Origin of the sequence: Bullifex porci (assembly GCF_009695635.1) — a bacterium.
Classification (GTDB): Bacteria; Spirochaetota; Spirochaetia; order Sphaerochaetales; family Sphaerochaetaceae; genus Bullifex; species Bullifex porci.
On sequence record NZ_VUNN01000008.1, the window covers coordinates 54,635 to 78,770 of the forward strand.

Genomic DNA, 24,136 nt, shown 5'->3' on the forward strand with positions numbered 1-24,136 from the left:
TAATTATTAAATATTTATTGTTTGTGCAGAAAGTGGAGGAAAGATAAAAGTATCCTTTGCTTTTGTTAATAATTGACTTAAAATTACAGCCTCGTCCTTTGTAAAATCACTTGTTACATATAGTCTGACATCTTTATGTACAGGTCTCCCAATACCAATCCTAAAGCGATAAAAATTGTCATTGCCTAAACGCTGTTTAATATCTCTAAGGCCATTATGTCCCTGTAATCCACCTCCCTGTTGGTATTTAGCACACCCTAAAGGAAGCTCAAGATCATCGTGTACAATTAAAATTTCATCACTTTTAATCTTAAAAAATGAGGCAGCTTCACTAACTGCAGTACCAGAAAGATTCATATAGGTCATTGGCTTTAAGTAAATCATGCTACCTTCTTTTGCATAAGCACTATGAAACTTTACTTGCCAACTTAAATTAGGAAAAAGTGTATCTGCAGCAATAAAACCAGCATTATGTCTAGTCTTTGCATATTCCTTAGTGGGATTACCCAAAAAAACTGTCATTTTTATCATGATATTAAGGATAGCAAAAAAGTAAGAATGAATGTACCAAATTTCCGGTTATATTCTATTTACCGCCTCTGAAAGGGATAGAAATTGAGTTACTTACTTTCAGCAAATAAATATGCTTCTTTTATCCAAGAAAGAAGCTCTTTAGCAATTTCTTTAGAGTCGAAGATTGGAATATGAACTGTCCAGCGCCCTGGATATGGCTCTGTCATAGCCTTGACTCTCAATGATGATAGAGCATAGGGAAGGCCTAATGTCAAAACTATATAAGGAGACCTAGTTTCACTCTTCTTAACTACTTTTAAAAAAGAAACACAACCAAAAACTCGAGTATTAGAGAAAGTAATTTGAGTTTTCTGCACTCTTATATTTACTACAGGAAAAGAAGAAATAAGCTTTTTCTTTAAATCATTATAGATATCTTCTGCCCACTCTCTATACTGAAAGAAGGCTTGTTCATTATTCATTGTTTTTCCCCTTAAGCTAATAAAAATTCTAGCATCAATAAAAGTATAGTTCATTATAAAAGCTATATAATAGAGATGATAAAAACGATATCAAAAAGGAGAAATGAATGTATCAAATATCCGTTTATATTCCATTACCTGCTTTAGAAAAGGTTAGAGATGCAATGTTTGAAGCAGGAGGTGGTTCTTTTGGTTTTTATGATAGCTGCTGTTGGATTACAAAGGGAAAAGGAAGGTTTCGTCCCCTTAATGGCAGTAACCCATATCTAGGTGAACAAGGAAATGTAGAGGAGGTTGATGAGTATAAGCTAGAGATGAGCTGTGATGATAAAGTCTTTGAAAGCGTAATAAAGGCAATGAAGAAAGCTCACCCATATGAGACTCCTGCTTTCAATTATTTCCATTTTAACGAGAATATTTAAGACCCTTCTTTGGACATTCTTTACATATTGGACACTCACTACAAAGAGGAGAGATGCTTAGACAAACATTTTGTCCATAGGCAACTAATAGCTCATTTAGAGGTATCCAAAACCTTCTTGGCATAATGCTTTCAAGAGCATCAACACTTTCCTCTGGGGTTTTAGTATCTATCCATCCAATACGGTTTGCTATTTGATGTACATGACAATCAACACAAATTGCATCGATATTAAAGCCTAAATTTAAGGTTAAATTAGCAGTTTTAATTCCAACACCAGGAAGTGCTAATAGCTCCTCCTGTGTTGAAGGCACCTTACCATCATATTTTTCTATTAAGGTTTTTGAGATCTCTTTTATGTTTTGTGCCTTTCTCTTATAAAAGCCAGCAGGGTAAATTGCCTTTTCTATCTCCTCATCACTTAATGAAAGCATCTTCTCTGGATTATCTGCCAATGAGAATAATCTTTCAGAGGCAGCAAGTGTAACATCATCCTTTGTCCTTAGTGATATTAGTGTCGAAATAAGAACTGTATAGGGAGTATTCATCTTGAGAGCAATTAAAGAAACAGATGGAAGATTTCTCTTCTTCTTTTTTAATGCCTCCTGAAATAAAGCAAAGATTCTATCAAAATAAGCTTCATCAAAATTCATAGTTATACTCCCATCTCTTAAATCCACAGCTTGAGGCTGCTAAATATTGAGGTCCTAGTACCTCCTCAAGAGCATTTGAAAAGCTTTGCTTATTATGCTCCTTTTTTAAATACAATCTTTCTTTAACCTCAAGGCTTGAAAAGTGGTTTTTTGATGTATTCATAAATACATCCATAAGCTTAGGATGCTTATGAATTAATAAATATGAGGTGTACTGTAAATCACAAAGTAGAGGAAAATAAATATTCCAATCTGGTAAATTATTACTTTTAGAGCTATTTATTTTCTTTGTTGTTGGATGTAAATTCCAAAACTCATCACTTACTGTATATGACCAAGGAATGAAGTGGTCTATAGAGATATCATTAGCATTAAGAGTCTTTTTGCTATATATCTCTCTAATAGATTTAAATGATAAGCATTCCTTCCAGAATTTAGATATATCTACAAGCTTTCTCTCTATTGGTGGTTCTATTTTATCAGGAATACCAGGTACTGCTGGGTTTCTCTTTTGTAGGTACTCAATTAAATTATATTTGTACCAGCCTTCAAAGAAAACACTATTTTGTTTTATATATTTTGCCCAATCATTATCGATGTAAATCTTAGTATTTAACCCATTATATGGGCCAAACTTGTAAATTAGGCCATCATTTCTATTAATCATCTCAATTCTAGCTTTACTGCCCTTTTTCCAATCATCGCTATTTAAATCGACCATTGTACTTAAAATTCTATATGGAACCTCGTTGATTAATACCTTTTTAGTTTTTTCAATAAAGTCAAATTGATTAGAATTAAGAAATGAAATAATACTACCTTTCTCTTCTGTAGGCTTTAATGTAGTAGAGTCCTGAAGCGCTAGAATAAATTTTTCCATTGTGTCACTTGGACCTAGATTAAGATGAAATTCACTAACCATGTACCAAGCAGTTGCAATCATATCATCTACTAGCTCATTGAATGTAAGCTCTCTTTTATCCTCTCTAATCTTTGAAAGTAAAGCCCCAAACCAAAAAAGCTTATAGCTTTCGCTTTTACTATCAAATATTCTAGAAAGCTCATTAATTTTTAGCTTACTATCGAGGGGAAAAGAGGAAATCATAAAAACATGATAGCTCATTTCATCTTTGTTGACCATTAGATAAAATATCACTAGCATAGTTGATTATGATTGTAGTATTAAAACAAGGTATAGATTTACAGGATAAGAATAAAGTTAAATCCTTCTTGTCTGATAGAGGATTTTTAGTCAAAGAGATTAAAGGTGAGCAGGATACAGTACTCGGTGCTGTAGGAATGGCACATATTGATCCTAGAGAGGTTGAATTACTCCCTGGGGTTGCTTCTGTAGTTCCTATTTCAAAGCCTTATAAGCTTGCTTCAAGAGAATTAAAAGCTGAAGACACTATAGTAAAGGTTGGAAATGTAAAAATAGGTGGTAATAGAGTAGCGCTTATAGCTGGTCCATGCGCTTGTGAATGTCGTTCTCAAATAATGGAAATTGCTGCAAGTGTAAGAGAGGCTGGAGCTGTAATCCTACGTGGTGGTGCATTTAAACCTAGAACAAGTCCTTATTCCTTCCAGGGCCTTGGAGAGGAAGGTCTTAAATATCTTCGTGAAGCAGGTGATAAATACGGTATGCCTGTTACAACAGAGGTAGTTTCACCTCGCGATGTAGAGATGATGAAAAACTACATCGATATGTTCCAAATCGGCGCAAGAAACATGCAAAACTTCGAGCTATTAAAGGAAGTAGGTAAAACTGGAATGCCAGTATTACTTAAGCGTGGTATGAGTGCAACAATAGAAGAGTGGTTGATGGCTGCAGAGTATTTAATGGCAAATGGTACAGACCAAGTAGTATTATGTGAGAGAGGTATTAGAACCTTTGAACGAGCTACTAGAAATACTCTCGATTGCTCAGCAATTCCAGTTGTACAAAAGCTAACACACCTTCCTGTAATTGGAGATCCTTCTCATGCAACAGGTATTAGAGACATGGTTTCCCCAATGGCTCTTGCTTTAGTTGCTGCTGGAGCTTCTGGCCTTATGGTAGAGGTTCATAACCATCCTGAAAAGGCTCTTTCAGATGGCCCTCAATCGCTATATCCATCACAGTTTGAGAAGCTCGTTAGAGATGTTCAGGCCCTTTGCCCAGTAGTTGGTAAATCTCTAGAAACATCACCAAGAATTATTCCTTCATCAATAACAGATGAAAGTGCTTGTGAAACAACACAAGGTGACAACGTAATTGCATTCCAGGGTGAACGTGGTGCATTTAGTGAATTAGCTATTAGACGTACCTTTGATGAGGATGTAAAGGTATTACCTTGTAAGAGCTTCAAGGATACCTTTGATGCAGTTAATTCTGGAAAGGTACGTTATGCAGTACTCCCAATTGAAAATACTTTAGGTGGTACTATATTAGAGAACATTGATTTACTTGGCTGTTACCCTGCTTTAACAGTTGTTGGAGAGCAGCAAATTAGAGTTATTCATAATCTAATTGTAAACCCAGGTACTCAGCTTTCAGATATCAAGAAGGTTCTATCACACCCACAGGGATTAGCACAGTGTCGTGAATTCTTGGAGAAGGAGCTTCCAAATGCAGAGCAGGTTCCTTTCTTTGATACTGCGGGTTCTGTTTCCTATATCAAGCAAACAGGTGATAAATCACTTGCAGCAATTGCTGGTGCACCTGCTGCAGCATACAATAAGATGGAAATACTAAGGGAAGGAATTGAGACTAATCCAAAGAACTATACAAGGTTCTATATTCTTTCTCGTGAAGAAAATTCAGAGGAATTTAAATCATGCTTTGCATCAAATGTTGCATCTATTCTTTTCAGTGTTTCAAATGAATCTGGTTCCTTATTTAAGGTTCTTAAAATCCTATCTGACCATGGCTTAAATATGAAGAAGCTTGAATCACGCCCAATTCCAGGAAAACCATGGGAGTATTCCTTCTTTGTAGAGGTAGAGATGAAGGATGAAGAGGAGTTTAAAAATACAATTAAGCTATTAAAGGAAAAGACTACATCATTCAGAGTTCTTGGTACATTTAAGAGCGCTCACTAAGACATAATCACTCTCTTTATATTTTTTAATTAAAAATTTGTATTATTAATATGAAGAGAGTGATTTTTTTATCTATTTTATTTTTATTATTTTCTTGTTCTATGGACCAAAGCCATAGCGTAAATGTCTCTATTTTAGAGAGCCACTATTGGGAATATCAAACACAAAAGCCAATGTGGCTAACACTAAAGTATTTCGATGGAGAAGAGGTAAAGAAAAAGACAGTTTTTTCTACTAATACTCGATTTGATATTGAAATAAAGCTTGGAAGGACAGCTATATTTGTTGCTTATCCTTTAGATATGCTCTCCCCTCTAGGGGGAGGATATACTCCTGGTGATGATACAAATATATATCTACATAATAGTGAGGGAAGACTTGCTGCAACACTATTAGAGGCTTTAGAGTACAATCCTAAACTAGTTGCTAATTTAAATTATACAAAGCTAGTATCTGAGCTAGGAAGCTACTTTGATGAAGAGGCCTTCCTCGTTGATTTATTAAATGGTGATTACTCTAATCCTAAAAATTATAAGGTAAAGAAATATAAGGTTAATATAGAAGCTATTCCAAAGGGGTACTATATCCCTGAATATGATGATTTACCAGTATTTGAAATTAGTGATGGTGACAGTACTGCAACAATAGAGCTATATCCAGGACTATATCGCTTTTTAAACTGTTCATCTCTAATTTATATATCTATCAGAGTAAATAGTGATGGAAGCTATGATATTAGAAGCTATAAGCCAATAATATGAAGGCTATAAATCAAAGCCTATTTCAACACCAAAACCAATTCTAGGTAGAAGGTAATTAATCCTTTCGCTATTATCTGTAAGATCCTCTAGGTAAGCTTTAACCTCAGAAGGGTTATGAATTAATGTTAAGCCAGCAAAGATAATAAGCTTTGCTTCTGTATTCTTTGTTCTTACTGCGTATTGATTAAATAGCTTAAGACCTAATTCTAAATCTAAAGCTAGGGAGTAAATCATAGGATATACTTCTTTTTGTATATTATTATTTACTAGCATATTCCTTTGGATTATTACCTGCCAAAGCATTATTCCACCCTTTAAATTAATATATGGTGTTAATATTAAATTAGTATTTCCAAAGCTATAGTCATATCCAACAAATATACTAGGGAAAGATTTTCTATATCTTTCCTTATAGTTTGTATCCTGCTTTTGTTCTATAGAAACAAAAGATTGATTATCAGATAAATATCTTATTGATAATGATATACTTGCTTTATCTATAGGATAAGAGAACATTATTTCATAGAAATAGGAATTAATTTGTTTAAACTCCTTGAAGGTAAGATATATATCACTATTCTTCCAATATGCTTCCTCAAAGAGAGATAATACATCAAAGCTTACTATTCCATATCCATTATTAGTTAGTAAATTAGAATGAAAGCTTAGCTTCATAAAGCCAGAATCAATTGATAGCTCTAGGGCTGGACCCTTTAGGTGCTCATAATATACTTCTTGTGTTTTCCACTGACTTTTCGCTGTAACAAAGCTATAGCTTAATGAGAGCTTAAAGTTTTCTAAATTTCCTATAGAAAGATATAACATAGTAATGGATGAAAAGGTAGGAATGTATTGTATTTTTGCGCCAAAGCCTAAATATGACTTTAAAGGTAATCTAATACCTCCATCTAGTTGACTACTTAATTGAAGCTTGATTTCATTTCCTGTAGCTTCGTATGGAATTTCGACAGTAGCAATTTGTAGAAGCTTATGAAAGTTATTTTGTATTTTCTCATAACCTTGGTTTCCTACAATAGAAATACCTGCTTCAGGCTTCAAATTAAGGAAAAAGCTATCGTTATTAACTATATTCATAAATAGGGTTAAGGATATTTCTGTTACATCATATCGCCCATCAAATTTAATACCATCCCCTATGGCATGCTCGTTTTCTGGTAACCAGCCGTCCTGCCAGCCTCTATTAGAAATAGCCATCATATTTAAATTAAGGCTCCATAGTGGAGCACTTAATCTTACGTGTTCTGAAAAGGTTAATTGGTCATCTGCATTATACGATAATAAACCAATATCCCACTTATCATTTCCCATGCCAATAACTAAACTATTGGGAATCAATAGCTTACTTACTGCACATAATGGGAATAACATTATACAAAGTATAAATATAATTGACACACACCTTTTCATTGAGAAAAAGATTAATGAAATTGTTTAATAATGTCTATTATGTTAAATCAAATCCAATTTCAATACCAAATCCCCATCTTGGAATGATAGCACCAATCTTTTCACTATCCTCAGTTGTGTCGTATAGGTATGTAGCAACCTTTTTTGAGTTGTGGATAAATGTAAATCCAGAGAAAATAGAGAACATAAACTCTGAATTTGCTGTTTTTAATGCACCACTTGGAATAAACTTTTATCCTATCTCTAAATCAGCGGCAAAGGAAAGTAATTTTGGGTTAACGATAGAGTGCACCTTCTCTTCATTTTCAATTGGGTCTAGCATATTATTAAGAGTTCTTACCTCCCAAGTCATTAAGCCAATTGTTATCTCTGAATATGGTGTTACTATCGCTTCTTTATTATCAAACTCATATCTTGTTCCAAGTAAAAGTGCAGAATAAGATCTTTTAAATCTTGGCCATTCTTTTGGATCCATCTCTGTTTCCCATCCTTTAAACGAAGGGTTTCCTGATAGGAATCTAGTAGAAAGAATTGCAGAGAAACGAGTATCTAAGATAGGTATACCAAGCTTGATATTATAGAATGTACAATTAAGCTGTGATGATGTTCCTAAATTTAGGAAGATATCACTGTTCTCCCAGGTTGGTTTTTTAAATAATGATAATACATCGACACTTATAACTCCAAAACCAAAGCCTGTTTGTAATCGTGCTGTGTAATCAATTCTAATTAAGCCAGAGTTAATTGAAAGTGATAATATAGGTCCCCTTAAGTAATCATGATAAACCTCTTGTGTCTTAAAGCCACTATATGACTGTACAAAAGAATATCCTAAGCTAAGTGTTAATATATCTAAATTATCACGAATAAGCCCAACAGAGCCATAGATTATCTGTTTTGATGAGAAATCAATTGTATTTAATAAATCTGTTCGAAGAGCTAAAACTAAAGCTGCACTTTTTATATTTGCAATAACTCCACCTGCTTCTAGATATAAATTTAATGTAGATTTTACAATATTATTATCTATCTCATAGTCTACTTCCAAAGGTGCAGCTTTTATTATTTTATGTAGTGTATTTTGTAAAACGTCATAGTGCTGGTTACCTATTATTGATAATCCAAATTCTGGCTTTGTATATAGGTAAAAGCCTTTTGTATTTACTATATTTAATGGTAGACCTAGTAATATTTGTGAAACATCATATCTACCATCTATTCTTTCTCCACTACCAACCTTAGTAACATCCTTAGCAGACCAGCCTTCCATCCAGCCTCTGTTTGTAATGCTAAGTAGGTTAACATTCATAGTCCAAGCGGGAGCTTCTAAATAAAAATGTTCAGAAAAAGTTAATTGGTCATCCATATTATATGAAATAGTACCTATGGCCCACTTATCATTTCCCATACCAATGCATAAAGATTCAGGAATCCATGATTTTGCATCACTATAATCAAGAAAGGAAGTAGCTAATAGTGAAGAAATAGAAATGAATAATATTAAAATAAATAGAAGTAACTTTTTCATACCCTTATTATAAACAATTGAAGTGATAAATTGTAATAATGTATCATATGAAATATGGAATCTTTAAGAGAATTATTTAGGATTGGATATGGTCCATCCTCATCTCATACAATGGGCCCTAGGGCTGCTACAGAAAAGTTTCTTTCAATATGCCCTAATTGTGACTCATATCAAGCAGAGCTTTATGGCTCTCTCGCTGCTACTGGTAAAGGACACTTAACAGATAAAGCTATTAGACAGGTCTTTGAAAAGCATTCAAAGAGTGTAAATATATTGTGGTTTCCTGATATCTTTAAGCCTTTTCACCCAAATGCTTTAACCTTAAAGGGGTTTAATGAGAATAAGGAAATAGTGTTAGAAAAAACCTATTACTCTGTCGGTGGTGGCAAAATCGTTGAGGAGGGAGCTATAGAAGAGGGTCCTACTGATATTTATCCAAAGGAAAAGTGTGGCTCTATGGCCAACCTATTGAAGTACTGTAGTGATGAAGGCATGCAAATGTGGGAGGTTGCTATAGAGTGCGAGGGACCTGATATCATCGACTACATTAAACAGGTTTGGATAGTCATGCAGGATGCAATTTTGAGGGGAATAAATAATGAAGGAGTTCTCCCTGGTGGATTAAAGCTTCAGCGTAAGGCTGCTGCATGCTATACGAAGGCAAGAGACTTTGCAGGTCCTCTTGGAGGAACCTCTCTTCCTTTAGCATATGCATTAGCTGTTAGTGAGGAAAATGCAGGAGGTGGACAAATAGTAACAGCACCTACCTGTGGAAGCTGTGGAGTACTTCCAAGTGTACTTTACTATATGAAAAAGCAATATGATCTTGGTGATGATAGAATCATAAGAGCACTTTTAACTGCAGGATTAATTGGTAATATTGTTAAGCAAAATGGCTCGATATCAGGAGCTGAGGTAGGGTGTCAAGGTGAGGTTGGTGTTGCGTGTGCAATGGCAGGTGGCGCTGCTGCTCAGCTATTAGGTGGCTCTGTATTCCAAATTGAGTATGCGGCTGAGATGGGACTTGAGCACCATTTAGGGCTTACCTGTGACCCAATGAAGGGGTTAGTTCAAATTCCATGTATTGAACGTAATGCTATGGCTGCAATGCGTTCCTTAGACCATGCTGTATTTGCATTAATGAGTGATGGGCGACATAAGGTTTCCTTTGATGGAGTTATTGAGGTAATGATGGAAACAGGCCAAGCGCTCCCTAGCTTATATCGTGAAACAAGTATGGGTGGCTTAGCCCTATTAAAGTAATAGCCTGCTTTTCAGCAGGCCATTTAATTATTTAATTACGAAGTTAACTAGCTTTCCAGGAATTGCAATCTCTTTAATAAGCTGCTTTCCTTCCAACCAGCCCTTAGTTTTTTCATCTGCCTTAGCAGCTGCAAGCATCTCTTCCTTAGTTGCACTCTTGCTCATCATAATTCTACTTCTGAGCTTACCATTGATTTGGACAACCATTTCCATAGTATCCTCAACGCAAAGTGCCTCATCATATTTTGGCCACTCAACATTAGCAATTGATGGTTCATGACCAAGCATTGACCAAAGCTCCTCAGCTAGATGTGGAGTATATGGGCTTAAGAGAAGTGCTAGAGTCTCAAGTACCTTCTTTGGAACAACCTCAAGACGGTTAATCTCATTTACAAGTACCATCATCTGGCTAATTGCAGTATTGAAGTTAAGGGTAGCAGTATCATCTGTAACCTTTTTAATAGTCTTATGTAGAGACTTATTAAGGTCTAATGGTATTTCAATATCCTCAATCTTCTTTTCTGTTGAAATTCTCCATACTCTATCAAGGAAACGATATACACCGATAAAGCCTTGAGTTGCCCAAGGCTTTGACTCTGTAAGAGGACCCATGAACATCTCATACATTCTAACTGAGTCAGCACCATAGTCACGGATGAAGTCATCTGGGTTGATAACGTTCTTAAGTGACTTAGACATCTTTGCAATTACTTGTGTAAGCTCTTCACCTGTTTCCTTATCGAAGTACTTACCATCTCTTTCCTCAACCATATCTGTAGGAACTAATGACTTATTAGGCTTCTGATAAGCAAAGGAAGTAATCATACCCTGGTTTACAAGGCGCTGGAATGGTTCCTTTGTTGTAACAAGACCAAGATCATATAGAACCTTGTGCCAGAATCTTGAATAGAGAAGGTGGAGTACAGCATGCTCAGCACCACCGATGTAGAGGTCAACTGGCATCCAATACTTTTCTTTCTCTGGGTCGATGAATCTCTTATCGTTATTTGGGTCGATATATCGTAGATAGTACCAGCAAGAACCAGCCCACTGAGGCATTGTATTAGTCTCTCTCTTTGCAGGCTTTCCGCACTTTGGACATCTACAATTAACCCATGATTCAACATTAACAAGTGGTGATTCACCTGTTCCTGATGGTTCATATTTATCAACCTGTGGAAGGGTAAGAGGAAGCTCTTCCTCTGGAACTAATACTGTACCACAATCTGGACAGTGGATTAGAGGAATTGGTTCACCCCAATATCTCTGACGTGAGAATACCCAGTCACGAAGCTTATAGTTAACTGCCTTATGGCCATAACCATTCTTTTCGAGGAATTCAAGCATCTTTGCAATTGCATCCTGCTTATTTAAGCCGTCAAGCCACTGTGAGTTTACGTGCTCACCATCCTCGGTCCAAGCTTGCTCCTGAACATCAACCTTACTCTTAAGAACCTCAATAATTGGAAGATTAAATTTCTTTGCAAACTCCCAGTCTCTATCATCATGAGCAGGTACTGCCATGATAGCACCTGTACCATAGCTGATAAGAACATAGTCAGCAATCCAAATTGGAATCTTATTTCCATTTACTGGGTTAATAGCATAGGAGCCTGAGAATACACCAGTTTTATCCTTTGCAAGATCAGTTCTTTCAAGATCTGATTTATGCTTAGCTTGATCAAGATAAGCCTCTACTGCTGCTTTCTGCTCAGGTGTTGTTAGCTTTTGAACAAGTGGATGCTCTGGTGCGATAACCATATATGTTGCACCAAAGAGAGTATCACAGCGAGTAGTATATACTTCGAGCTTCTCATCGAACTTTTCGAGCTGGAAGAATACTGCTGCACCCTCACTTCTACCAATCCAGTTGCGTTGCATTGTCTTTACGCTCTCTGGCCAGTCAAGTTCATCAAGACCCTCGAGGAGCTTATCAGCATAAGCAGTAATCTTTAGAATCCACTGCCTAATATTCTTTTTTTCTACCTTAGCACCACAGCGATCGCAGTGACCTTCCTTAACTTCCTCATTTGCAAGACCTGTCTTACAGCTAGGACACCAGTTAATTGGTGTATGAGCCTCGTAAGCAAGACCTTTCTTATAAAGCTGTTCAAAAATCCACTGTGTCCAGTGATAATAATCTTCATCACAGGTTGAGATCTCTCTATCCCAATCGTAGCAGAAGCCTAAGGATTTAATCTGACGACGGAAGTTATCAATATTTTTCTTTGTTGTCTCATAAGGGTGTGTTCCTGTCTTAATTGCATAGTTCTCTGCAGGAAGACCAAATGAGTCGAATCCCATTGGATGAAGTACATTATAGCCATTCATTCTAAGATATCTGCAGTAGATATCTGTTGCTGTGTAACCTTCTGGGTGACCAACATGTAAACCAGCACCTGATGGATATGGGAACATATCCAAAACATATCTTCTTTTATCCTTGCTAACAGAAGGATCCTCTGTGACATGGAAAGTTTTATTCTCTTCCCAATATTTTTGCCACTTCTTTTCTATTTCTGAAAAAGGGTATTTACTCATAATGTATTTATATTAATATTTTGTTATTCATTATTCAATTATCACTTTCGATAGATATAATATAAAAATATGAAACGAAGCGAAGTTAAGCATAATATAGAGCCTCTCTATGATAGTAATTCAAGAATATTAATTTTAGGGTCCTTCCCATCTGTAAAAAGTAGAGAAATACAGTTCTTCTATGGACACAAAAACAATCGTTTTTGGCCTATTATGGAAAAGCTTTTTAACGTTAAGCTAAATAATATTGAGGAGAAGAAAATATTCTTACATTCAAACCATATTGCACTTTGGGATGTAATAGGTTCATGTACTATTGAAGGCTCTGATGATGGCTCTATTAAGGATGTTAAGCCTAACGATATTACATTGATTACAAATAGCGCTCCAATTGAAAGAATATTTGTTAATGGTAAGAAAGCATATGAGCTATTTTTAAAATATAATAAGCAAGAGGCTACCTTATTACCCTCAACATCCTCAGCTAATGCTTCATACTCCTTTGATAGACTTTTAGAGCATTGGTGTGTAATAAAGTATTGAAAACCAACCGTTCGTTAGTTATAACATAGTTATGGAAAAGAACAATACTAAAAAAGAAATATTACTAGAAGCCTTAGATTTATTTTCTTATCAAGGGTATGAAGCAACCTCAATATCTCAAATTGCAAGTGCAGTTGGAATAAAGAAAGCATCTCTTTATTCTCACTATGAAAGTAAGAAAGCTATATTAGATGCATTAGTAAAAGAAGTATTAGAGCAATATGAGAAGCATTCAATGTTTTCAAAGGAAGATAGCTTTCCAGCTGATATCGATGGTGTGATAGAGATGATAAAAGCTCAGCTTACCTTTATTATTCATGATCCTTTTGTATCTAAAGCAAGGAAGCTACTAGTAATTGAACAATTTAAAAATGAAGAGCTAGCTAAGCTCCAGACGAAACAAAACTATACAGATATAGTTTCTTTCTTTGTTCGTTTACTTAATCATTTAAAAAATGAAGGTGTCATTCAAGGTGATGATACAAGGATGATGGCTATGCAATTAGCTTTTCCTATAAATGTTTGGATTAACCTCTGTGACCGTGAAAGTGAAAGAGAGAGTGAAGTATTAGATCTTGTTGAAGGACACTTAAGAGCATTCTTTAAAGTTTATAAAAATCAAGCTTAATAGGAGCTTATAAAAGATGAAGGATTTAATTGTTTTTGCATCAAAGCACCATGGAAATACAAGAAAGCTTGTCCAAGCAATAAAAGCTAATATTGAGAGTGTGGATATTGTTGATGCTTCCATTACTCAATATTTAGATTTATCGAAATATGACCGTATATGCTTTGCATCTGGAATTTGTTATGGTCAATATTATCCTGAGATAATATCATTTATTGAAAATAATTCTTTAGAAGGCCATAGCGTATTATTAATGCATAGTGCTGGCTCTCCAAAGGAAGCACAATGTGAAAGGGTTAAAAAGCTTATAGCACTAAAGGGTGGAAATTTTGTTAAAGTATTTTGCTGTAAGGGCTTTGATACCTATGGGCCCTTTAAGCTTATTGGTGGAATTTCAAAGAACCATCCAAATAATGATGATATAGCTAAAGCAATAGCTTTCTTTAGAGGTTAAAAAAAAGCTCTTGAACAGTAATTTGCTCAAGAGCTTAATACTTTATTTAACTTCTGATCTATCTTTTAAGAGAACATCGTGTGCACCACCTTCTACAATAGAAGTAGGTGAGATTACTGTGAGCTTTGCTTTATTTCTAAATTCCTCAAGTGATAAAGCACCACAGTTACACATTGTTGATCTAATCTTTGAGGTTGTAACCTCTAAGTTATCATGTAGTGAGCCTGCATATGGAACATATGAGTCTACACCCTCTGCAAAGGAAAGATTTTTCTTTCCACCCATATCATAGCGCTGCCAGTTTCTAGCTCTGAAGGAGCCTTCACCCCAATATTCCTTCATGTATACACCATTAACATTTACTTTGTTTGATGGGGACTCATCAAAGCGAGCAAAGTAACGACCGAGCATTAAGAAGTCAGCACCCATAGCAAGTGCAAGTGTCATGTGGTAGTCATAAACTATACCGCCATCTGAACAAATTGGGACGTAGATACCTGTTTCTTTAAAGTATTCATCACGAGCTTTAGCAACATCGATTACTGCACTAGCTTGTCCTCTACCAATACCCTTAGTCTCTCTTGTAATACAAATAGAGCCACCACCAATTCCTATCTTAACAAAGTCAGCGCCACATTCTGCTAAAAATCTAAAGCCCTCTGCATCTACTACATTACCAGCACCAACCTTAACGCTATCACCATATTGCTCTCTAATCCAAGCAAGAGTGTTCTTTTGCCAAGCTGAGAAGCCCTCTGATGAGTCGATACATAGACAATCAGCACCAGCTGCTACTAATGCAGGAACTCTTTCTTTGTAGTCACGAGTATTAATACCAGCACCTACAATATATCTTTTCTTTGAATCGAGATTTTCATTTGGATTTGCTTTATGCTCAGAGTAGTCCTTTCTAAATACAAAGGATGAAAGTCTTCCATCTTCTGTAATGATTGGTAGCTGATTTAGCTTATGCTCCCAAATCATATCATTTGCTTCACTAAGAGTAATTCCTTCCTTACCGACAATTAGCTTTTCAAATGGTGTCATAAATGAAGAAACCTTTTCATTTCCATCCATTCTAGAGACGCGATAGTCACGGCTAGTAACAACACCAAGAAGCTTACCATTTAATGTACCATCATCTGTTACTGCGATAGTGGAGTGTCCTGTTTTTTGAGAGAGTGCAATAACATCATTAAGAGTTGAATCTGGAGTTATATTTGAATCTGATTCAACGAATCCTGATTTACTTCTCTTTACTTTTCTAACCATTTCAGCTTCATCTTCAATAGATTGGGAGCCAAAAATAAATGCAATACCACCTTCTCTTGCTAAAGCTTCACCCATCTTTACGCCAGATACAGATTGCATAATTGCAGAAACCATAGGTACGTTGAGGGTTAATGCTGGCTCCTCAACTCCTTTTCTATATTTAACAAGAGGTGTCTTTAAGGATACTGCTGAAGGAATGCAGGTTTCAGGAGAATAACCTGGAACAAGTAAGAATTCACTAAAGGTCCTAGAAAGATCTTCATAATAAAAAGCCATAATCAACTCCTAAACTAGTAATTTTGAGGTGTTATATCAGATATTTTCTTATTAGGCAACTAACTAAGAGCTTTTTCTTTATGGTTAATTAAATAAATCATCAAGAGTAAGAGATGCAGTAACACAATCACTATGAGAGTTTCTTTCTATACCTGATAGTGTAATCATTGTGATAAATACACTCTTTCTTGTTTTAGTTTGTGACACAAATGTATCCTTTTTATTTAAAAGATTTTCTTCAACCTCTTTTGTAATTACATATTTTTTCCCATCTACAGACCATTTAACTTCTACAAGGTTTATAACACTATCTGCTCTATCAATTAATAAATCAATTTGAGCTTTATTATCTTCAGAAGGATTAGATCTCCAAGTATAAGCTTGTGTATAAATTCCATTAATACCCAAAGCCTTCTTTACTTGATGTATATGATTTAAAACTACTCTTTCATATGCAAGTCCACACCAAACTACATATGAATTTGAAGCAAGTAACATCTCTGGACTTAAATCACCCCTTGTTTTTGAAAGAAAAGTTAAATGAAATAGTGATAGACAATCTGTAAGTTGATATCTCATGCTATTATGCTTCTTTCCAAATGGGATATATTTTCTAATAAAGCCACATTCTTCAAGCTCTTCAAGCATATGTGTTAGCTTAGAGTTATTACTTATTTTGCATTCTGCAGAAAGCTCTTGCTTATCTAAACCTGAGATTTTTATTGATAATGCTTTTATAATATCGATATATTTTTCAGGTTTTCTAAATAGAGAGCTATAAAGCTCCTTATATTCTCCCTTTAGTGGTGCATCCTCTGAGAAAAATAAGAGTATTAAATTTTGTATTACTGAGTAACCTTTTTTGAGAAGAGACCAATACCATGCAACACCACCAATAGCCATGTAGAGTTGAAGTATTTGATATCTAGAATATGCTAAATTTGCTACTTTGCTATACTCTTCACATTCACTAAGGTTAAAAGGATTTATTCTTAAGCGATGGGTAATTCTATTATGCAGTCCCCCTCTATTATGAAACACATTATCTATTATCCAAGAGGTTGCCGATGCACAGATAATTAATAAAATATCATTTCTTTTTGATGCCCATTCATTCCAAAAGCCCTCTAAAGCAGAAATGAAATCTGATTTTTGATTATCCATCCAAGCTACTTCATCAAGAAATATTACTTTTTTTTGAACAATACTTTCTTGAATTATTTTCTTTAAATAGAAGAAGGCTTCAAACCAATCCTTTAAAATGGGACAATCATGTAGTCCGTTTTCAATAAGTGTTAATCTAAAAGAATTTAACTGTGTTCTTTTATTTATATTCGCTTTTCCTGAATATGAAAAAGTAATTTTATCTGAAAGTGTTTTTCTAACTAGAAATGTTTTTCCAACTCTTCTTCTTCCATAAATTGCTAAAAAGGAAGACTCATTAGATTCATATAATTCAATAATAGTTTGTTTTTCTTCTTCTCTTCCAATTAATTCCATAGCTACCTACTTATAAATATTTTCTGCTAAAATCTGTGATTTTTCAACTATTTTAGCAGAAAATCAATATTTTTTGCTAAAACATATATTTTTTAAGAAGTTTTCGCAGAAAATATTTAATTGTAAGAAGAATACAGTTTTACAAAAAGACCTTTAGAATATTCTGAAGGCCTAGCTTTTATTATTGGAGTATTGAGTAGCTTTAATATGTAAGAGCTATACCAATATATGTAGTAAATCCAAAATAAGTAACCTTCTTCCTACAAGCAGTGGATATTTCATGTTAAAACACCATATCAAAATTGAATAAATTATATAAACGCAACCATGTATAATGGTAAAGTGATTATACCTTCTTCGCTGATTCCAATATTTCCATCGATAAACTTATATCCAGAAGATATTTTATTTCCTTTCATTAATAAGGAAAGAGAATTTGCTCTGTTGTTGCTACTTTTTACCTCTATTGGCACTACTTTTCCATCATTTTGAATAATAAAATCTAATTCTCGTTTTGTAGTTTCATTTTTATAAAAGTAAAGCTTATATCCTTTCTTATAAAGAGCATCAGAGATTGCACATTCATATATACCGCCTTTAGAGCTTCCTGTAAGAGTATTTTCTACAATGTGTTGTTTTATTGAAAAGTCTTTCATAGCCATTAATAGAGAAAGATCTGTTGTATAAGCTCTAAAGAAATCGTCTTTAGCATAATCATCTAGATCAAACTTTATATCAGTTACACGCCTACATAAATGAATAATATCTGCTCTAATTAGCCATTCGATACTAGAATAATATTTCTGAGCTCTTCCTCCTTTTTCAACCTCTTTGTATTGGAATTTATGGTTTTCTTTATCTAATAGCTGCTTTGAAAGAGAAAGATAACACTTTTCTGCTTTCACCTTTTCTTCTGCAGATGCGTAATGCGCAATATCATATTGATATCCCATAAGAAGATTTTTCTGTATTTTATCTACCTCTCTGAAATCTTTGGTATCCACATATTTTTGAACTACTTCAGGCATACCTCCTATTGCAATATATTGTCTATAATATGAAAGCATCTGGGAATTTATTGCCCCTGGTATTATAGCCTTTGAGCTAAGAGAATCTTTAAGGAAGCTTACCATTTCAGAGGATATTCCCATCGCCCATAAAAACTCTTCAAAATCAAGACCATATAGCTTTAAATAATCAACATATCCAACAGGGTAGGAAGATGCTCTCTTATAATCTATACCTAGTAAAGAGCCTGATGCAATTACATCGAATCGATTATCAATGGCCCAAAATTTTAATGAGGTAATTGCCTCTTCACACTCTTGAATTTCATCTAGAAAAATCAATGTTTTTTTTGGTAAGAGTTTTTTTTCTGGAAATCGGAATTTTATTGCCATAACCATTTTATCAACAGTTAAATCACCTGTGAATATTTCACGTGCAGATGGCATTTCCTTAAAATTAATTTCTATAAAATCTTCATAGTGGTTTGCCGCAAAGTGTTCTACTAAATATGTCTTTCCCACTTGTCTTGGACCTTGAACTAGTAAACATTTTTTATTTTTAGTTTTTATCCAATTCTCGATATAATCTGTAGCTTTTCTCTTTAACATAAACCACCTCTAATTAGCAAATTAATACATTAATCGTGATTCATCAACATTTTGGAAAGTAAAAATGTATGCTTCATCAACATTTTGGAAAGTTTTTAGTCTTAGTTACTCTCAGAATATAGATAAATTGGTATAAATTATTTTAAAGAGTAGCTTAGATATACAATAAGAAATGAAGGTGATAGTTTGATTTATTACGTAAAAAGTAATATTACGTACGGAGTTTATGATAGCTTTTTACTGTACCTTTAAGTTAAATCATTGTCATTTAGTTTGCAATTATAAGATATTTTTTAGATAATAAATAATATGGCAAATAAATACGATGAAAATAATATTAAATCCCTTTCATCTTTAGAGCACATAAGATTAAGACCTGGAATGTATATAGGTCGTTTAGGAAATGGCTCACATGTTGATGATGGTATTTATATTCTATTAAAAGAAGTAATCGATAACAGTATCGATGAATTTATAATGGGAGCAGGCTCTAGAATCAATGTAACAGTCCTCGATAACAAAGTATCAGTAAGAGATTTTGGTCGAGGTATTCCTCTTGGAAAAATAGTAGAGTGTGTTTCTGTAATTAACACTGGTGCAAAGTATGACTCAGAAGCTTTCCAATTCTCAGTTGGTTTAAATGGTGTAGGTACTAAGGCTGTAAATGCCCTTTCATCGTATTTTACAGTTACATCGTACCGTGATGGAGAATATGCTACAGCAACCTTTGAAAAGGGTGTACAGGTTGGAAGAGTAAAAAAGGGTAGTACTACAGAACCAAATGGTACCTTTGTAAGCTTCATTCCTGACCCAGAATTATTCATAGACTATAAATATAATGAAGAGTTTATTAAAGAACGTCTTTGGAACTATGCATATTTAAATACAGGACTCACAATAGAGTTTAATAAGAGAATTATTAAAAGCCAGCATGGCCTTATGGATCTATTGGATAAGAATGTTGGTTCTGAAGGCCTTTATCCAATAATATATTACAAAGGTCAACGCCTTGAATTTGCTTTTACACATACAGCAAATTATGGTGAATCCTATTATTCATATGTAAATGGTCAGCATACAAGTGATGGAGGTACTCATCTTTCCGCATTTAAGGAAGGACTATTAAAGGGGATAAATGAATATTATAAAAAGACTTGGAATGCCCCTGAAATTAGAGATGGTATTTGTGGAGCTATTAGTGTAAAGGTCCAAGATCCTATCTTTGAGAGCCAAACAAAGAATAAGCTCGGAAATACCGAGATTCGCTCTTGGATTGTAAATGAGGTTAAAGAGGCTGTAATTGATGCTTTGATGAAAAATAGTGATACAGCTACAGCTCTCTCAAATAAGATTGCAAATAATGAGCGTATCCATAAAGAAGAGAGTGCTGTGCGTAATGGTGCTCGTGAGATGGCTAAGAAGGTCTCAATTAATATTCCTAAGCTTAAGGAGTGTCGTTACCACTTAAATTCATATCCAAAGGCACATGAAAAGGAAGCCTTAAACTCAATGATCTTCTTAACAGAGGGTGACTCTGCTGCAGGTACAATTAATAAAACTAGAGATGTACAGACTCAAGCAGTATTTGCTCTTCGTGGTAAACCTTTTAATGTCTTTGGTAGGAGTAGAAAGGCAATATATGAAAACCAAGAGCTATATAACATCATGGTAGCACTTGGCTTAGAAAATGGTGATTTAGATAACCTTCGATACTCTAAGGTCGTAATTGCAACCGATGCCGATGTAGATGGATATCATATTAGAAATCTATTGATGACATATTTTATTACCTTCTTTGAGGATTTAGTAACCTCCGGTAGAGTATTTATCCTCGATACACCACTTTTTAGAGTAAGAAATAAAAAGGTAACTGTTTATTGCTACTCTGAAAAGGAAAAGGATGCTGCTCTTGAACAAATAAAGAGTCCTGAGGTAACTAGGTTTAAAGGCTTAGGTGAAATAAGTCCAAGTGAATTTGGACAATTTATTGGTGAGGATATTAAGCTTATACCTGTCACAATTGATAGTATGACCCAAGTCAGACAGAAGATGGAATTCTATATGGGAAATAATACCCCTGAAAGAAGGGAATACATTATGGAGAACTTAAGATAGTATGTCACACGTAACTAAGATATTTGATGAGAACTTCATAGAGTATGCCTCTTATGTAATTCGTGATAGAGCCATTCCAGATATTCTTGATGGCTTTAAGCCTGTACAAAGAAGAATTATTCATACCCTGCTAGAGATGGATGATGGACGATACCACAAGGTAGCAAATGTTGTTGGTGCTACGATGAAATACCATCCACATGGGGATACATCAATTTATGAAGCACTTGTAAACCTAACTAACTGTAATCTATTTATTGAGGGCCAGGGAAACTTTGGTAACTTTTTAACTGGTGACTCAGCTGCAGCAGGAAGATATATTGAATGTCGCTTACTTCCTCTTGCGAAGAAGATTTTATATAACCCTGAGATTACAGAATATGTTGATTCCTACGATGGAAGAAACCAAGAGCCTGTAGTATTCCCTGCTAAAATACCTGTTGTAGTTGTTCAAGGAACTAGCGGTATCGCAGTTGGTATGAAGACAGATATCCTACCTCACAACCTATTAGAGGTATTAGATGCTGAAGCCGCTGTATTAAGAGGTGAGGAGATAGCTCTTTACCCAGATTTCCCTGGTGGTGGTATAGTTGATGTTTCCGCATATGATGATGGTAGAGGAAGTGTAAATGTAAGAGCTAGACTCGATACCTCTGATCCTAAGAAGATTGTAATTACAGAGCTTCCTTATGGCGTAACAAGTGAGCAGATGATCGATTCTATCGAGGATGCGGCTAAAAAGGGTAAGCTTCATATTGCATCAATTAATGACTTTACAGCAGAAACAGCTAATATAGAGATTAACCTTCAGAGAAACACATATACAAAGGATATGGTTGATGCTCTTTATGCTTATACTAAGTGTGAGAATAAAATTACAGTAAACCCAATCGTTATTGTTGATAATCTACCTAAGGTTGTTTCAATAACTGAAATGGTTAAGTTCCACGCTCACCATCTTGTTGATACTCTTATCAAGGAATTAAATATTGAAAAGGGGCATTTAATAGATAAGCTACATGCACGTACTCTAGAGCGTATATTTATCGAAGAGAGAATATATAAGCGAATTGAGAATAAAAAGACTCAAGAGACTGTTGTAAATGCCGTTATTACAGGCTTTGCACCATTTAAAGCAGAGCTAGTTAGAGATATCGATTTAGATGATGTAGATCGTCTCTTAAAAATCCCTATTAGAAGAATTTCTCTTTTTGATATTGAAAAAAATAGAAGCGAAATTGATGAGATTAATGCAGCTATCGCACTATGTGATGAGCGTTTAGCTAACATCACAGAATATGCTCTTTCATACTTAGAAGAGCTAAAAGCAATGGTTGATGAAAAAGTATGGGCAAGAAAGACCGAAATTGGTTCATTTGGTGTTGTTGATGCTAAGCAAATAGCTGTTAGAAATCTAGAGCTAAAGTATGATGAAGCAACTGGTTACATTGGTACAAATCTTAAAACAGGAGAGACTCTATTAAAGGTATCAAGCTTTGATAAGGTCTTCTACATGAGAAAGGATGGCTGCTATAGAGTTATCAACGTTTCAGAGAAGGAATTTATAGGAACAGATGGTATTTTCTACATCAACTATGCGGAAAAGGAGCTTCTACAAAATATAGTATTTACTATTATTTATAGAGAAAAGGAATCAAAATTCTACTTTATTAATAGATTTACAATAACCTCCTTTGTCACAGGTAAGCTATACTCTATTTTACCACAGGGAAATTATAAGCTTGTTAAGCTATCTATATTCCCAAACGCTATTATAACTGCTAAATATAAGCCTGGTTGTGGCTATAGAGTACTTGAAGAAACCTTCCGTTTTGCAGATTTTTCTGTTCGTAAGTCTGCATCAACTAATGGTATGAAGCTTATTACTAAGCAGCTTGCTTCATTGACTCTTAGACAGATAAAGGATTCTTCAACTAGCGAGGAAGCAGAGCCAACGCTATTTGATGATTCAATAAAGGATGAAAATAAATGAACGATATAAAGAATAGAATCTTATTTGAGGATAACCATCTTATAATAATTAATAAGCTTCCAGGAGAGTTAGTTCAGGGTGATGAAACAGGGGATGTTACTCTTGCAGATAAGATTAAGGAATATTTGAAGGTAACCTATAATAAGCCAGGTAATGTATATTTGGGTATACCTCATCGTTTAGACCGTCCAACTAGTGGTATTGTAGTTTATACAAAGACAGAGAAGGCTCTAATAAGACTTAATGAGGCCTTTAAGGGCTCTTCTGTTAAGAAGACCTATTGGGCTGTTGTTGATAACATGCCAAAGAAGAGTGAATCAACATTGATACACTATATTGTGAGAAATAGTGCAAATAATAAGAGTGTTGCTTATCCTAAAGAGATTAAGGGAAGTAAGATTGCAAAGCTTGATTACAAGCTAATTGGAAAAAGCGATAAATACTATCTTCTTGAAATTGCACTACATACTGGTAGACATCACCAAATTAGAGCTCAGCTTGCAGCAATTGGCTTACATATTAAAGGTGATTTAAAGTATGGATTCCCTCGTTCAAATCCTGATGGTGGTATTCATCTTCATGCAAGAAAGATTGTATTTACTCATCCTGTAAAGAAGGAGGAGCTAACAATAATAGCTCCACCTCCACATGATACAGTTTGGGATTATTTTGCTTCACTGTAGGTTAAATAATAACTCCTTTATTATTTTATAGTCTCAATTTTTGAGACACATTTATAATAATCTTTCAATATGAAAATATAGGAGGAAAAAGATGAGTGGTATTGTAAATTGCGATTATTATTACGATGCTCAATATCAAATAGTATTATCTTGAAGGAGACAAATTCTAAAGATACTATTTTTGATGTTTTTATTGGCTTGATAATTATATGTCTGAAGATAAGAAAGTTACAAGAAGAAATGCAATACTTTTCCTTGGAGACTGTAAAAAAGTTTGTGGACATTTGAAGAATCTCTTATGCTAGAAAAGAAGAAGGCATAGGAGTTTCAATATGGCAAAGAAGCCGAAAAAACAGCTGAGCCCGGAAAGGAAGGAGCTGATCTC

At 34.6% G+C, this 24,136-nt stretch carries 21 protein-coding genes; 10 read left to right on the forward strand and 11 right to left on the reverse strand.

Translation table 11 applies throughout. The features are described from left to right. Positions 1 to 6 precede the first annotated feature (6 nt). Together pth and FYJ80_RS05575 are read right to left on the reverse strand one after the other, a co-directional pair. The gene (pth, locus tag FYJ80_RS05570; protein ID WP_235899594.1) at positions 7 to 522 is read right to left on the reverse strand and encodes an aminoacyl-tRNA hydrolase; all 516 of its coding nucleotides are present in this window, start codon (positions 520 to 522) and stop codon (positions 7 to 9) included. Positions 523 to 620: 98 nt separating this feature from the next. Beyond that, entirely contained in the window at positions 621 to 995 is a 375-nt protein-coding gene (locus tag FYJ80_RS05575) for a DUF5655 domain-containing protein (protein ID WP_154425212.1), read from the reverse strand. Between the two features lie 107 nt (positions 996 to 1,102). On the opposite strand from FYJ80_RS05575, the gene cutA reads away from it, so the two are divergent. Then, the gene (gene cutA, locus FYJ80_RS05580; RefSeq protein ID WP_154425213.1) at positions 1,103 to 1,417 is read left to right on the forward strand and encodes a divalent cation tolerance protein CutA; all 315 of its coding nucleotides are present in this window, start codon (positions 1,103 to 1,105) and stop codon (positions 1,415 to 1,417) included. Here the strand turns inward: cutA and FYJ80_RS05585 are convergent. Both FYJ80_RS05585 and FYJ80_RS05590 read right to left on the reverse strand, forming a co-directional pair. Further along, the gene (locus FYJ80_RS05585; RefSeq protein WP_154425214.1) at positions 1,401 to 2,069 is read right to left on the reverse strand and encodes an endonuclease III domain-containing protein; all 669 of its coding nucleotides are present in this window, start codon (positions 2,067 to 2,069) and stop codon (positions 1,401 to 1,403) included. The two genes, cutA and FYJ80_RS05585, sit on opposite strands and share 17 nt — an antisense overlap. Then, complete coding sequence (locus FYJ80_RS05590) at positions 2,059 to 3,174, reverse strand: HNH endonuclease domain-containing protein (protein ID WP_206360982.1); 1,116 nt, start codon at positions 3,172 to 3,174, stop codon at positions 2,059 to 2,061. Before FYJ80_RS05590 ends, FYJ80_RS05585 begins: the two co-directional genes overlap by 11 nt. 65 nt (positions 3,175 to 3,239) lie before the next feature. Between FYJ80_RS05590 and aroF the strand changes: the two genes are divergently transcribed. Together aroF and FYJ80_RS05600 are read left to right on the forward strand one after the other, a co-directional pair. Beyond that, positions 3,240 to 5,150, forward strand: coding sequence for a 3-deoxy-7-phosphoheptulonate synthase (gene aroF, locus FYJ80_RS05595; protein WP_154425216.1), 1,911 nt, complete (start codon positions 3,240 to 3,242; stop codon positions 5,148 to 5,150). 50 nt (positions 5,151 to 5,200) lie between these two features. Then, positions 5,201 to 5,911 (forward strand): hypothetical protein, encoded by a 711-nt coding sequence (locus FYJ80_RS05600; protein ID WP_154425217.1) that lies wholly within the window; start codon positions 5,201 to 5,203, stop codon positions 5,909 to 5,911. Positions 5,912 to 5,914: 3 nt separating this feature from the next. On the opposite strand, the gene FYJ80_RS05605 is transcribed toward FYJ80_RS05600, so the two are convergent. The 3 genes from FYJ80_RS05605 to FYJ80_RS05615 form a co-directional block, all read right to left on the reverse strand. After that, the gene (locus FYJ80_RS05605) at positions 5,915 to 7,300 is read right to left on the reverse strand and encodes a hypothetical protein (RefSeq protein ID WP_154425218.1); all 1,386 of its coding nucleotides are present in this window, start codon (positions 7,298 to 7,300) and stop codon (positions 5,915 to 5,917) included. 76 nt (positions 7,301 to 7,376) lie between these two features. Then, on the reverse strand, positions 7,377 to 7,526 hold the full coding sequence (locus FYJ80_RS05610) for a hypothetical protein (RefSeq protein WP_154425219.1): 150 nt from the start codon (positions 7,524 to 7,526) through the stop codon (positions 7,377 to 7,379). A gap of 45 nt (positions 7,527 to 7,571) precedes the next feature. Then, complete coding sequence (locus FYJ80_RS05615) at positions 7,572 to 8,867, reverse strand: hypothetical protein (protein WP_154425220.1); 1,296 nt, start codon at positions 8,865 to 8,867, stop codon at positions 7,572 to 7,574. Positions 8,868 to 8,921: 54 nt separating this feature from the next. Between FYJ80_RS05615 and FYJ80_RS05620 the strand changes: the two genes are divergently transcribed. Then, positions 8,922 to 10,130, forward strand: a complete 1,209-nt coding sequence (locus tag FYJ80_RS05620; protein WP_154425221.1) for an L-serine ammonia-lyase — start codon at positions 8,922 to 8,924, stop codon at positions 10,128 to 10,130. Positions 10,131 to 10,157: 27 nt separating this feature from the next. On the opposite strand, the gene leuS is transcribed toward FYJ80_RS05620, so the two are convergent. Beyond that, entirely contained in the window at positions 10,158 to 12,671 is a 2,514-nt protein-coding gene (leuS, locus tag FYJ80_RS05625) for a leucine--tRNA ligase (protein WP_154425222.1), read from the reverse strand. Positions 12,672 to 12,740: 69 nt separating this feature from the next. On the opposite strand from leuS, the gene FYJ80_RS05630 reads away from it, so the two are divergent. The 3 genes from FYJ80_RS05630 to FYJ80_RS05640 are packed head-to-tail and all read left to right on the forward strand — an operon-like array spanning position 12,741 to position 14,296. Beyond that, on the forward strand, positions 12,741 to 13,214 hold the full coding sequence (locus tag FYJ80_RS05630; protein WP_154425223.1) for a DNA-deoxyinosine glycosylase: 474 nt from the start codon (positions 12,741 to 12,743) through the stop codon (positions 13,212 to 13,214). A 31-nt stretch (positions 13,215 to 13,245) separates the two neighbouring features. Then, a complete protein-coding gene (locus FYJ80_RS05635) occupies positions 13,246 to 13,842 on the forward strand; it encodes a TetR/AcrR family transcriptional regulator (RefSeq protein ID WP_154425224.1) in 597 nt (198 codons plus the stop codon). A gap of 16 nt (positions 13,843 to 13,858) precedes the next feature. Beyond that, the gene (locus tag FYJ80_RS05640; RefSeq protein WP_154425225.1) at positions 13,859 to 14,296 is read left to right on the forward strand and encodes a flavodoxin domain-containing protein; all 438 of its coding nucleotides are present in this window, start codon (positions 13,859 to 13,861) and stop codon (positions 14,294 to 14,296) included. A gap of 42 nt (positions 14,297 to 14,338) precedes the next feature. On the opposite strand, the gene FYJ80_RS05645 is transcribed toward FYJ80_RS05640, so the two are convergent. The 3 genes from FYJ80_RS05645 to FYJ80_RS05655 form a co-directional block, all read right to left on the reverse strand. Then, positions 14,339 to 15,844 carry an IMP dehydrogenase gene (locus tag FYJ80_RS05645; RefSeq protein WP_154425226.1) on the reverse strand — a complete coding sequence of 502 codons (1,506 nt, stop codon included), beginning with the start codon at positions 15,842 to 15,844 and terminating at the stop codon, positions 14,339 to 14,341. A gap of 84 nt (positions 15,845 to 15,928) precedes the next feature. Beyond that, positions 15,929 to 17,344: an AAA family ATPase gene (locus tag FYJ80_RS05650; protein ID WP_154425227.1), complete on the reverse strand. Its 1,416-nt coding sequence runs from the start codon at positions 17,342 to 17,344 to the stop codon at positions 15,929 to 15,931. 311 nt (positions 17,345 to 17,655) lie between these two features. Further along, entirely contained in the window at positions 17,656 to 18,960 is a 1,305-nt protein-coding gene (locus FYJ80_RS05655; RefSeq protein ID WP_154425228.1) for an ATP-binding protein, read from the reverse strand. Positions 18,961 to 19,269: 309 nt separating this feature from the next. Between FYJ80_RS05655 and FYJ80_RS05660 the strand changes: the two genes are divergently transcribed. Genes FYJ80_RS05660 through FYJ80_RS05670 form a run of 3 tightly spaced genes read left to right on the forward strand, consistent with a single transcriptional unit; the run spans position 19,270 to position 23,751 of the window. Further along, positions 19,270 to 21,075, forward strand: coding sequence for a DNA topoisomerase IV subunit B (locus FYJ80_RS05660; RefSeq protein WP_154425229.1), 1,806 nt, complete (start codon positions 19,270 to 19,272; stop codon positions 21,073 to 21,075). A 1-nt stretch (position 21,076) separates the two neighbouring features. Further along, entirely contained in the window at positions 21,077 to 23,068 is a 1,992-nt protein-coding gene (locus tag FYJ80_RS05665; RefSeq protein ID WP_154425230.1) for a DNA topoisomerase IV subunit A, read from the forward strand. Beyond that, entirely contained in the window at positions 23,065 to 23,751 is a 687-nt protein-coding gene (locus FYJ80_RS05670) for an RluA family pseudouridine synthase (RefSeq protein ID WP_154425231.1), read from the forward strand. Before FYJ80_RS05665 ends, FYJ80_RS05670 begins: the two co-directional genes overlap by 4 nt. Positions 23,752 to 24,136: the final 385 nt, after the last annotated feature.

Coding starts and splice junctions, on each gene's coding strand:
- FYJ80_RS05655 (WP_154425228.1), bottom strand. CDS start 18,960: ATGTTAAAGAGAAAAGCTACAGATTATATCGAGAATTGGATAAAAACT.
- aroF (WP_154425216.1), top strand. CDS start 3,240: ATGATTGTAGTATTAAAACAAGGTATAGATTTACAGGATAAGAATAAA.
- FYJ80_RS05660 (WP_154425229.1), top strand. CDS start 19,270: ATGGCAAATAAATACGATGAAAATAATATTAAATCCCTTTCATCTTTA.
- FYJ80_RS05585 (WP_154425214.1), bottom strand. CDS start 2,069: ATGAATTTTGATGAAGCTTATTTTGATAGAATCTTTGCTTTATTTCAG.
- FYJ80_RS05650 (WP_154425227.1), bottom strand. CDS start 17,344: ATGGAATTAATTGGAAGAGAAGAAGAAAAACAAACTATTATTGAATTA.
- FYJ80_RS05665 (WP_154425230.1), top strand. CDS start 21,077: ATGTCACACGTAACTAAGATATTTGATGAGAACTTCATAGAGTATGCC.
- cutA (WP_154425213.1), top strand. CDS start 1,103: ATGTATCAAATATCCGTTTATATTCCATTACCTGCTTTAGAAAAGGTT.
- FYJ80_RS05630 (WP_154425223.1), top strand. CDS start 12,741: ATGAAACGAAGCGAAGTTAAGCATAATATAGAGCCTCTCTATGATAGT.
- FYJ80_RS05610 (WP_154425219.1), bottom strand. CDS start 7,526: ATGTTCTCTATTTTCTCTGGATTTACATTTATCCACAACTCAAAAAAG.
- FYJ80_RS05620 (WP_154425221.1), top strand. CDS start 8,922: ATGGAATCTTTAAGAGAATTATTTAGGATTGGATATGGTCCATCCTCA.
- FYJ80_RS05640 (WP_154425225.1), top strand. CDS start 13,859: ATGAAGGATTTAATTGTTTTTGCATCAAAGCACCATGGAAATACAAGA.
- leuS (WP_154425222.1), bottom strand. CDS start 12,671: ATGAGTAAATACCCTTTTTCAGAAATAGAAAAGAAGTGGCAAAAATAT.
- FYJ80_RS05600 (WP_154425217.1), top strand. CDS start 5,201: ATGAAGAGAGTGATTTTTTTATCTATTTTATTTTTATTATTTTCTTGT.
- FYJ80_RS05645 (WP_154425226.1), bottom strand. CDS start 15,844: ATGGCTTTTTATTATGAAGATCTTTCTAGGACCTTTAGTGAATTCTTA.
- FYJ80_RS05635 (WP_154425224.1), top strand. CDS start 13,246: ATGGAAAAGAACAATACTAAAAAAGAAATATTACTAGAAGCCTTAGAT.
- FYJ80_RS05670 (WP_154425231.1), top strand. CDS start 23,065: ATGAACGATATAAAGAATAGAATCTTATTTGAGGATAACCATCTTATA.
- FYJ80_RS05575 (WP_154425212.1), bottom strand. CDS start 995: ATGAATAATGAACAAGCCTTCTTTCAGTATAGAGAGTGGGCAGAAGAT.
- FYJ80_RS05605 (WP_154425218.1), bottom strand. CDS start 7,300: ATGTTATTCCCATTATGTGCAGTAAGTAAGCTATTGATTCCCAATAGT.
- FYJ80_RS05590 (WP_206360982.1), bottom strand. CDS start 3,174: ATGATTTCCTCTTTTCCCCTCGATAGTAAGCTAAAAATTAATGAGCTT.
- pth (WP_235899594.1), bottom strand. CDS start 522: ATGACAGTTTTTTTGGGTAATCCCACTAAGGAATATGCAAAGACTAGA.
- FYJ80_RS05615 (WP_154425220.1), bottom strand. CDS start 8,867: ATGAAAAAGTTACTTCTATTTATTTTAATATTATTCATTTCTATTTCT.